Below are 9,664 nucleotides of genomic sequence, written 5' to 3'. Positions count from 1 at the left end.
TGTTAGTAACCTCCAGGGTCGTTCTCGGTCCGTCGGTAGGACGGCGTCCCGCCGTCTTCGTCGCTGTTCGCGCCACGGGCTGCAGCTTTCTGCGCCACAGCGTGTCCCGCTGCGGCCTTCGGTCCCCATCGGGCCGCGGTCGTCGCGACGCCGGCGCCGCCGATGTAGGCTCCAGCGGCGACACCGCCGATGAGGGCCGCTCCTTTCGTCGCACCACCGAGAACCTTCGCCGTGAGTGGGGTCGCGTATTTGAACGTCTTCCACGTGACATAGAGCGCGACGAGAGGAAGTGAAGACGCGACGAGGTACTTGAGGAACGCTGTTCCCGGCGTCAACGTCCCTCCAGAGTAGAGTAGGTCGTATCCTTTGAGGACTATCGCCGCAGGCAGGGGTAGGATGGCCAATGGGACGAACCGTTTGCTGAACCCCATCGCGACATCAGAGAGGACAGGAATGTTGCCATAGGCGACGGCGAACGCGATGGGCATCCCGTACAGGTAGACGTAGAGGAGAATCTGCCGGATGTAGAACAGCGCCTCCAGTGCCCACATCGAAATTCCTCCGATAAGAGCAAAGAGGAGACCAAGACCGGGGTTGGTAATCGACCCCGTTATGAACTGCAACATAGCAGAGCCCAGCGAGGACAGCTCCGGCATCAGGGCAATCGTGAACCCATCAACAAGGTAGAGCGCGAGCGCTCCAATCCAGTACCAGGTAATAATCAGAAAGGCTCCGACCCAGGCAGTCTTCTTGGTCTTCCGAGCCTCGTACGCACTCCCGATATTGAAGATGCGGATAGTGTGTCGTCCCTGAACGCTCATCACAAGTAGCAGCAGAGAAATCAACATGATCTCGCCGCCGATGAGCCCTTCTTGGATTGCTGGCCAAGGGGCGTTACTTGGTTCTCCGAAAATGAACGTCCCGTCAGTCTGGGGAGTCGGAGTGCCAAACATCTCTTCGGTCAGCGTCTGATACCCCGACCGAAGCCCGTCCATGAACAGACCGATGAACCAATCGACGACGTCTTTGAAGCCCTCGAGAACGACGTCTATCAGGTCCACCATCGTTAGGCCTCCGTGATTGAAACCTCGCAGTCACTCATCTCCGTGGATCCGGAGTACTGTACATCGAAGGATTCCGACACCTGGTCGCCGCTAACCTGGGTTCGGACTGTGACAGTGAACTGGCCGCTGTTCCCGTCCGGGGAGCACCCCATTCCCTCCTCAGATTCGGACCCAAACGGGAACGAACCACTGAACAAGTCGGTAGTTTCTCCCGGCGAGATCACCACCTGCTCGGTTTCATACATCCCGCTACCTCGGGGATCTTCAACCGGGTTTGGAACATCACCGGAGAAAATTAACTCAACAACCGCTTCTGGTCCGCTTCCGGTGTTTTCGACGGTGACGTACGCTTCCCCGTTCTTTAGCCGATCCGTCTCGGTATCTCCGTAGACTTCGTCCCACGGCTTCTCAGGGTTATTCCGGTAAAGACCGACCTCTTGAATTCCAATTTCCGGCTGAATCAGTGAGGAACTCTCAGCTAGCGTTTCTTCACCGCTGAGAGCCACAACAGTATATTCTCCAGGCTCGTAAGAAGTTCCGATCTCGAAAGAGACCTGCTGTGACCCAGCAGCGGTTTCTCGCTGACCGAACAGTTCCCCATTCGGCTGGACGAGGTTGATCTGGTCGACTTCCTCCTCTGAGGAGTATTCAACGACGAGTTCTGTCCCCTCTACAGTGACTTGCTGGATGACTCCTCCTTCATCAGACGGTGTTGAGTTCCCGTTACCCGGGGAATCGCCGTTGTTGAGGCATCCGGCCATGCTCACGAGAGAGGCGCCGGCGACTGTTCGGAGGGCGGTCCGTCTACTGAGGTGGGGATTGTCCTGAGTCATGGTTTCTGTCCGAAGATGTCTTCTGGGCCGAGCATTCGCAAGAGGCGCTTGCCAGCGTAGAACATCACGAAGAACGGCAGGAGCTGCCAGCCGACCTCGAACACCAGCGCAAACCAGCCGTCGATCGTCCCTAGTGGGTGCCAGCGGGCCGTCGCGGTATCGCTCACGTACGCCGGGTCGTGACCGAGCCACGAGCCCGGATGGTACCGAGCCGTGTAGATGCCCGGTTCGTCGATGGTCACGATCGCCACCCCCGAGGCGTTGGTCTCGACGCGCTGATCCGCGACCGTGATGTACCCGTTCCGGGTGGTGCCGCCGATTGGATACTGACGGCTATCGTCGAGCGCAATCGGCGCACCAGTTTGATTGTCCCGCAGTTCGACCCTGAGCGTGGCTTGCGACTGATTCTGTTGGATGACCTCGACAGTGAGATTACTGCGGCGGAGCTGTCGCTCGGAGCCGGCGTCCGGCTCGACGATTGACGCATTCACTCCCCGGACGATTCCCCCAACGTGCAGCGCCTCTCGATCGACGTTCTCGGCTCGAACAGCGACGCCGTACGTCGTCGTGTACGACTGGTTGACGATGTCGATATTGATGTTCTCACCAATGGTCCCGACCGGAGACGGACGGTCAGTTCCCCAGGTCTCGATGAGTTCCGGCCCGTCTCGAACCGGCTCGGCACGCGGCCCGATCCGCGAGGGATAGGCGTGGACGTACACCGGAATCGCGTCTGACTCGACGGTGGCGCTATCCGTGCGGTTCGACCGAACGAGCGTGTCCCAGTTGGTGTTCCGAGCGGTGTAGAACCGCCAGATGCCACGGACCCGTGCCTCACCATCCTCCGTGAGCGTGTACCCCTGCCACGGCCGCGACTGGAAGATGGCCACGCCGGCATCGCCGTTTGGATACTCGGCGTAGTAGGGGTACGCCGAGAGGTCGTAGATCTCGACGGCGATTGAATCGGAGACGTTCCGTGTTTCCGTCCGATAGGTAACGTCGACGTCCGTCTGGTCACCCAGGTCGGTTCTGACGGTCTTCTTCAGCCGGACGCTAATCTCCGCTTCCAGCGTGAGATTCGCACTCCAGTCGTCCTCGATCTGGTAGTCGAGGGCAGGCGTATGGGCCCCGTCACGCTCGGCGATGGTCTCGCCGTTCTTCTTCAACCGGACTTCTTCGATCTCGTGCTCCGTGAGCGACCACGAGATAGTCGTGTTGCCGGAGGAACTCCCGTTGGGGACGCGAACGCGGTAATCAACGAACCCGCGCATCGTCCCATTCGGTGCGATGTACAGTGGGGTTTCACCGGACTCGAGGTGTCCACGAGTAGAGGGCTGGACCGCGAAGATCGTCGCGTGAGCATCCTCGATGAAGACGCCGTCCTCGAGGTCTGCATGCGGTGGATGTACGGACGTATCTGGGCCGCCGGCGTCGAGGTCCTCGAAGTCGTTCCGCGTCCACGTCGCCGCTGTCGCGGGCGGCCGTTTGAACGTAATGTCCGTCCCGTTCGCGACTTGATGGACAGCGGAGCGGTCCTCGCCGTAGCGCTGGCGGTACTCCTCTTGAGTGATGTAGTTGTCCGCATCACGTGACCACAGCGCTGCCGACTCGTTTTCCGTGAGCCCGTTCCCCTCCGTACCTGGTCGTGGCGGGTCAGCGGCGACGATACCCGTGACCAGGCTCGTCACGAGCAAGCCGGCCATGAGCACGGAGAGCTCTCGATGGTTCATGGGGCTCGCAACGGGGACTGTGGGGTGGTTACCAGGGGACGAGGTCGACGCACTGCGCCAGCGGGAGGCCCATCATCGACCCGGCGACGGTGTACAGCGGGCCGAGGACGACGAGGACGACCGCGGACTTCATCGCCGACCGTTTGTGGCGCTTGAGGCCCTTCTTTTGCTCGGGATTGAGGGTGAACATCTCGATGAGGGAGTCAGCCTGCCAGACGATGGCGAGGCCGACGATCCCCAGCGCGGTGGTCAGCTGGAAGAACCCCTCAATCATACTCGGGAGGTTGTCTGCGCTACAGACCGCGTTACTCTGGGCGGCGACCGGCTGGACAGCGAACAGGCTCAGGAGGACGACAGTGAGCGCTGCCTGTCGAGGGATCTTCCCGGTCAGCGGTGACTGGTTTTCGACGCTACGCTCAGGGTCGGAGGGAGTCTGGTCCTGTGACATAGCGGGCTAATCATCGGTGGCGTCTCCAGCCGTTGGCTGGCTTTGCTGCTCTTCGACGAGCGACTGGAGGTCGTCGAATCGGTTGGTGTCCTCTGCGATCTCTTCGAGTGTGTAGCCCTGCTCGCGGGCCCGTTCGAGGAGGTCGCGGAGTTCATCGGGGTCAACACCGCGGACTTCCATTTCCTCGCGGAGGGCGCGGCGATAGAGGGCGGAGGCGTTGATGTGGTCGTTCCACATCAGGTACAGGTCATCGATGTCTTCGATGGTGACTGACCTCGTAATCATACATGCGGGTATGGGTATGCACCGGCTCAGTCCCGGTACATATGGGCGCGGTAGTTGGATGATACCTAAATGCTTTCTGGCTATCAAGTGGTGCAAGTTTGTCGAGTAAATTATAACCAAATTACTTGTTGCCCTCGTAGAAAAAGGACTTAACCAACAGAGGGGGAGACGCGATAAGGAGATCGTTGGTTAAAGTCGAGAACTAGCTCGCTTACTCGAGCTCCACAACTTCGCCGCTTCCTCGTCGAGGATCTCTCGAACTTCGGTCAAGAGTTCCTCCCCTTCCTCATGGAGGGCTGTACCTTCATCGAGGTCGCATTCGTCCGCGTCGAGCTGTTCAATGATCTCCTCGACGCGACTCAGTCGATCGTGGATTTCGGAGTCGTTTGCCACGGTTAGATCACCCCCAGCCAAAGTCCGGTGATGACCAACAACAGCAACAGCAGCACTACGATGGCGACCTTGTAGTAAATCGGTGGGAGGCCCTCGGGTGCGGTCGCTTCATCGACTGCTTCGGCGAGCTCCTGTTCGTGTTCGTGGTCCTGCTGGAAGGTCTCGTACGCGGCGTCGAGCTGTTGCTCCAGCGGCTCGATCTCGCCCGCAAGGAACTCTTGGCGGGAGTTCACGATATACTCGCCCGCGGCGGTCGGGGTGATCGTCGCGACGTCCGCCACCTGATCCGCGATGAGTCGGTCATCAGTGTGTCCAATGGCGGTGACTACCGGGGTATTGGCGGTGAAGATCGCCTCCGCGACTCGCTCAGTGTTGAACGCTTGAGGTTCGAATCGCTCCCCCGCCGCGACCGACGATGATGGCGTCGACGTCCTCCGAGCGGTCGAGATGGTGAATGCCGTTCGCGATGGACGTCGGCGCGTTCGACCCCTGGACGGTTGCGTCCTTCACCAGGATGTCAACGGTGGGGTCCTGTCCGTGGATCGCGTTCTGGATGTCGTACCGGGCGTCGCCCCGAAGCGAGGTCACGACACCGACCCGCTCCGGGAACGCCGGCGGTCGCTGTTTCTGCTCGTCGTCGAACCAGCCACGCTCTTCGAGTTCGCTTCGCAGTCGCTCGACGGCAGCCGCTTGGTCGCCGTCGCCGACGACGATCACTTCCCACGGTTTGAGGTCGATTTTCCCACCTTCGACCCAGTAGTCGATATCGCCCTCGAGGATGACTTCGGTCCCGTCCTCGAGGTCGGCATCCATCTCCCGGTAACGGTTTGCCCAGATCATACAGGGGAGTTCGGCGTCGCCGTCGGTCAGCGTGAAGTAGAGCGCCGTACTGTTTTTGTGGAGGTCAGTGACCTCCCCGATACAGCGGACGCCGTTGAGGGCAGGCGTGTCCTGGACGACCGACGCGATCCGGTCGTTCAGCTGTGACACGCTAAGGACATCTCCTGCATCGGGCTCGGCTGCCTGCCGTTCAGCATCCGGTGCGTCCGCCATACACGTCTACTAACTTTTGAACAAGATCCTCAAAAAGCTATCTTCGTGCTGAGTATACCACCTCACCAAGGGAATCGTAGTAGGGAACGACCCAGATATCAACAGATCATCTCGCTTGTGCAGCGTAGAACTACCCCGTTAGCTCCCCGTCGTCGAGTTCTTCATTTGCGACCTCGATTAGTTTCTGCAGTCTGTCGTTGAACTCGTCCTCGAACTCCGTATGTAGTGCGTCATCGTACATCCGAAGAGTTCGCCCCAGCCCAATCGCAGCAAGCCATTCTTGGAACTGGTTGTTGTTCATATCATCGACCGATTTACTCAATGCAGCCGTGTTCGAACCAGTCGCCCAGAGCTGAAGAAGATCGAGATCGTTGACCATTGCCAGACGAGCGAAATCCGCAAATGCAGCGCTCACCTCTTGCGACAGCTGTGTGTAGGAGACAGAATCTCGGTCAAGTTCCTGTTCTCCGCCTAGTAGTTCATTGACGTACGAGAGCGAACGCAGTGACAGGAATCCATCTCTCTCGACCGCCATTGGTGGATCGCTCTCCGACCCTGCAATCTCAGACAGTGCTTGGCCACAGGATCCGCAGTAGTGGTGAACCGCCTTGACTTGGCACCCACAATTCGGGCAGTAGGGCATACTGTGAGCTACGAGTCAGAGGTACTGAGATTTTACCGGTACAGAATCCATTTCGGTCTGGTCCAGCAACTCAGTCACCTGTACTCAGAACACCCCTATTATTCTATATTGATAAATAAAATGTAGAAGGTGCTGAGAGAATACTGGAATACTCGACGATTCATCTGATGCAATTCCTCGCTTCGCGACTACGCTGTCAACTGCATCAAGTTGGTGTTCGTTTTGGATGATCGGACCGATAGTGACCAATCAATCCCAGCGTACTGACTATCGGGAAAGAAGCGGTTTCGAAGTGCTACAATTCAGTTAGATCGCCAGTCTGTGACCAAGACGTCGACTCGTATAGCTCAGCGACGGGAACCGAGGTGGAGAGTGACTGCTTTGAGCTAATTCGAACCGACCACGTTGTTGGGCTACCCAGATTTGGCACTTCGACTTCGTATAGGTAAGCAACGTCCTGAGGCACCGAATCACGCGAGTCGAGAACTCCCAACCCAAGGAGTCCGCGTGGCTGATCGAGGTCCGTGAGCCAATCCAGCGAACTCATATCGTCCTCCTTCGTGCAGTTGTCAGCGGCATCGGCCAGTTGCTGGAATTGTTCGAGAGTGATGAACTGGGCAGCAGCATAGGTGGGTCCACGGACACATCCTGTTGCAATTAGAATTACGCGTAGTGTCTGTAGACGTTTGATCACGCGCTCCGGAGATCCATCATAGTGCTTGTACACCTGTGCGACCTGACCGTGATCCGGACTTTTGAACCGGATCAGACAGTTTGTTGACATCGAATCGAGTAACGATGACCGGTTTTACGCACCGGCACCCATTCACGGTGCCAACAAACACAACCACCGCGGCGCGAGGAACTACACAACAAGTGTTTTTTGACGACGGCAGTGGAATTCCTCTGTATGCCAGCCGGGGATCCGTCGGGAAGCGAAGAAGAACAAGAGGCCAGCGGTGCTGACCTCGGTGACATTCTGGAAACGATCGCCGGTGATGTTCATAATCGGATGAGCGAGGGAGACGTCGAAGACGCGTTCATCGATCGTGGGTTCTTTGATGCGCTTGGTTTCGAACAACACGGTGGTGACATCCAGAAAGAACGACGACTCGAGGACGGAACGCGGCCTGATATAACGACCCTGCGAGATAGTAGTGCCGTCGTTGCAGTCTACGAATTCAAGTCACCGACTGAGTCGCTGAATGACCACACCTCCCAACTGGAAGGGTATGTATCCACGCTCAAGGCGGAGTATGGAGTGCTCACGAACGGTCGAAGCATCCGCCTGTACGAGCGAGATGGTGAAGGAATGGAACGAGTCGTCGATTTCGGGATGGGCGACGCATCCGGTGTCGATTATCTCGATACTGTCGCCGATGCGCTCGACAAAGGAGAGTGGTCGTTAGGGTCGACAGCCCACGTCGAGGAGTACCGGGAATGGATCGCGACGAACCAGCTGGGACTCGAGTCAGAGATTGCTCAAACATTCTTCTTCGATACTTTTCGATTCGATCGGCAGGGGTCATTCGGTGAACTAGTCGAGGCAACGATGGCGCTGTTAGCGGAACTTCGCGATGAGCAAGATCAATCGTTCGTTCGCGGCGCGTTCAAATTCTGGCGACAGAGCTACGCCGATATACCCAGCAAAAAGAACGTCCCACGGGCTTGGTACCCGTATGTCGTTCCTGACGGTGAAAACGAGATTCAGGACAACATCAGCCAGGATTTGCTTGCTGATTTCATGTTCTCACTGGAGACAGGATTCGCTCTCCTCTCACGGCTCTCTTGCCAAGGTTTGTGACGACTACGGCTTCTTTGAGAACGATCCGTTGCGTGGTCGACTTGACAGCCTCGGTGATCGGTCGGATAGTATTGACCCTGCTGAGTACCCTTCGCTCATCGATTCGGTGTTCGGTCAGCTTCGGAATGAGCTGATCGAGAGTCTCTTTGAGGACGATCTGTTTGTCTGGTGGACTGACGGCTATCGGGACACGATCGCCGAGTCGGAGCATGCTGCGCGTTTCGGCGATCTTAGCGGGGCGACCGACGTCGACCCGTCAGTTGAAGCCGTTCGCGACTCGTTCAGCAAGGCTCTCGGAGAACTGTTCTTTGCGGTCCTGAAGTTCGACTTCTCAGAGGTCGATAATGTTGACCTTCTCGGCGGGCTATATCAACGATATTTCGATGCCGACACTCGGAAAGCCCTCGGTGAGTTCTACACGCCGTCAGAACTCGTCGATTTGATTTTGGATCGGGTCGGCTACCAGCAGGGAGTTGGCCGCAAACGACTGATCGATCCCTCCTGTGGGTCGGGGACATTTCTTACGGAGGCGTTACAGCGACATCTCGACGATATCGAACGCCGCTCGGCTGACCCTGACTGGGCGGAAGAACTCCGTTCGCTCTGCCTTGAACCCCGAATCGTGGGGATCGATATTCACCCCTTTGCGGTGCTGATGGCACAGATCAGCTTCACGCTCACTATCCTCCCACAATATCGCGAGGCAAAACACAAGAATCCCGAATTCACGCTGCGGCGACTACCCATCTTTCGGGCAGACACGCTCGAAAACGAGGTAAGTGGACCTGGAGCGGACATCGATGGTGAGGGGCAGCAAACGTTCAACACGATCCAGGAAGACAGTACGGACGTCAGAGTACCGATCGACCTGCCGCTTACAGCCGACAGCGAGGCAGGCGAAAATGGTGATGACTTCCTCACTCGTGAGCTGACCCTTCCGACCTACGACGCCTTGAAAGAACGAGGCGGGGCGACAGTCGGCGTCGTCAACTACGGTGATTACTTCCGCGTGCTTCAGGCGATGCTCGACGTTACTCGAGCCCACGTCGATGCACCCACGCCAGGGGGAACGCTCACGGAATACGACGCGACTATCGCCTCACTCGATCGGGCGCTGGAGCAGTATCTCGATCATGCGGCCGGTCCCTTGTCGTCGTTCCTCGAATCGTACGTTGAGGAACTCCTCGAACTGGTGGCTGAACTACAGTCTGATCACGGTGACGGTCGGTTATTCAAGATGTTCGAGGACGTCACTCTTGGGATCGTTGTGAAGAACTATCTCGAATATGATTACGTCGTTGCGAATCCTCCGTATGTCGAGAGCGGTAAAATCCCTGCAGAGGACAAGGACACATACGAGCAGGTCTATTCAGAAACGTACCCAGACCGAAAGACGGACCTCTACTGTCCG

The 9,664-nt window shown here is 57.7% G+C and carries 9 protein-coding genes and 1 pseudogene; 1 reads left to right on the top strand and 9 read right to left on the bottom strand.

Going from position 1 to position 9,664, the window contains the following annotated elements; translation table 11 throughout:
- Positions 1 to 2 precede the first annotated feature (2 nt).
- The 9 genes and pseudogenes from P0Y41_RS17115 to P0Y41_RS17075 form a co-directional block, all read right to left on the bottom strand.
- Positions 3 to 1,064: a TrbL/VirB6 family protein gene (locus P0Y41_RS17115; RefSeq protein WP_053772807.1), complete on the bottom strand. Its 1,062-nt coding sequence runs from the start codon at positions 1,062 to 1,064 to the stop codon at positions 3 to 5.
- A 2-nt stretch (positions 1,065 to 1,066) separates the two neighbouring features.
- Positions 1,067 to 1,897 (bottom strand): hypothetical protein, encoded by an 831-nt coding sequence (locus tag P0Y41_RS17110; protein ID WP_284063824.1) that lies wholly within the window; start codon positions 1,895 to 1,897, stop codon positions 1,067 to 1,069.
- Positions 1,894 to 3,627: a DUF8186 domain-containing protein gene (locus P0Y41_RS17105; RefSeq protein WP_284063863.1), complete on the bottom strand. Its 1,734-nt coding sequence runs from the start codon at positions 3,625 to 3,627 to the stop codon at positions 1,894 to 1,896. The genes P0Y41_RS17110 and P0Y41_RS17105 overlap by 4 nt, the downstream gene beginning before the upstream one ends.
- Before the next feature lie 28 nt (positions 3,628 to 3,655).
- Positions 3,656 to 4,075, bottom strand: a complete 420-nt coding sequence (locus P0Y41_RS17100) for a DUF7985 family protein (RefSeq protein ID WP_008364408.1) — start codon at positions 4,073 to 4,075, stop codon at positions 3,656 to 3,658.
- 6 nt (positions 4,076 to 4,081) lie between these two features.
- A complete protein-coding gene (locus P0Y41_RS17095) occupies positions 4,082 to 4,360 on the bottom strand; it encodes a hypothetical protein (RefSeq protein ID WP_284063823.1) in 279 nt (92 codons plus the stop codon).
- Positions 4,361 to 4,571: 211 nt separating this feature from the next.
- A pseudogene (gene xseB, locus P0Y41_RS17090) lies at positions 4,572 to 4,753 on the bottom strand (exodeoxyribonuclease VII small subunit).
- A gap of 2 nt (positions 4,754 to 4,755) precedes the next feature.
- The gene (locus P0Y41_RS17085; protein ID WP_284063883.1) at positions 4,756 to 5,103 is read right to left on the bottom strand and encodes an exodeoxyribonuclease VII large subunit; all 348 of its coding nucleotides are present in this window, start codon (positions 5,101 to 5,103) and stop codon (positions 4,756 to 4,758) included.
- A gap of 16 nt (positions 5,104 to 5,119) precedes the next feature.
- Positions 5,120 to 5,806, bottom strand: a complete 687-nt coding sequence (gene xseA, locus P0Y41_RS17080; protein ID WP_284063862.1) for an exodeoxyribonuclease VII large subunit — start codon at positions 5,804 to 5,806, stop codon at positions 5,120 to 5,122.
- Positions 5,807 to 5,936: 130 nt separating this feature from the next.
- The gene (locus P0Y41_RS17075) at positions 5,937 to 6,341 is read right to left on the bottom strand and encodes a hypothetical protein (RefSeq protein WP_284063820.1); all 405 of its coding nucleotides are present in this window, start codon (positions 6,339 to 6,341) and stop codon (positions 5,937 to 5,939) included.
- 1,018 nt (positions 6,342 to 7,359) lie between these two features.
- Between P0Y41_RS17075 and P0Y41_RS17070 the strand changes: the two genes are divergently transcribed.
- Positions 7,360 to 8,253, top strand: coding sequence for a type I restriction enzyme HsdR N-terminal domain-containing protein (locus tag P0Y41_RS17070; RefSeq protein ID WP_284063861.1), 894 nt, complete (start codon positions 7,360 to 7,362; stop codon positions 8,251 to 8,253).
- Positions 8,254 to 9,664: the final 1,411 nt, after the last annotated feature.

The sequence above is a fragment of the Halobaculum halobium genome (assembly GCF_030127145.1).
Classification (GTDB): Archaea; Halobacteriota; Halobacteria; order Halobacteriales; family Haloferacaceae; genus Halobaculum; species Halobaculum halobium.
Note: the sequence above shows the minus strand (reverse complement) of the source record. Positions and strands in the feature narration are given on the sequence as shown.

Coding starts and splice junctions, on each gene's coding strand:
- P0Y41_RS17115 (WP_053772807.1), bottom strand. CDS start 1,064: ATGGTGGACCTGATAGACGTCGTTCTCGAGGGCTTCAAAGACGTCGTC.
- P0Y41_RS17110 (WP_284063824.1), bottom strand. CDS start 1,897: ATGACTCAGGACAATCCCCACCTCAGTAGACGGACCGCCCTCCGAACA.
- P0Y41_RS17105 (WP_284063863.1), bottom strand. CDS start 3,627: ATGAACCATCGAGAGCTCTCCGTGCTCATGGCCGGCTTGCTCGTGACG.
- P0Y41_RS17100 (WP_008364408.1), bottom strand. CDS start 4,075: ATGTCACAGGACCAGACTCCCTCCGACCCTGAGCGTAGCGTCGAAAAC.
- P0Y41_RS17095 (WP_284063823.1), bottom strand. CDS start 4,360: ATGATTACGAGGTCAGTCACCATCGAAGACATCGATGACCTGTACCTG.
- xseA (WP_284063862.1), bottom strand. CDS start 5,806: ATGGCGGACGCACCGGATGCTGAACGGCAGGCAGCCGAGCCCGATGCA.
- P0Y41_RS17075 (WP_284063820.1), bottom strand. CDS start 6,341: ATGGCGGTCGAGAGAGATGGATTCCTGTCACTGCGTTCGCTCTCGTAC.
- P0Y41_RS17070 (WP_284063861.1), top strand. CDS start 7,360: ATGCCAGCCGGGGATCCGTCGGGAAGCGAAGAAGAACAAGAGGCCAGC.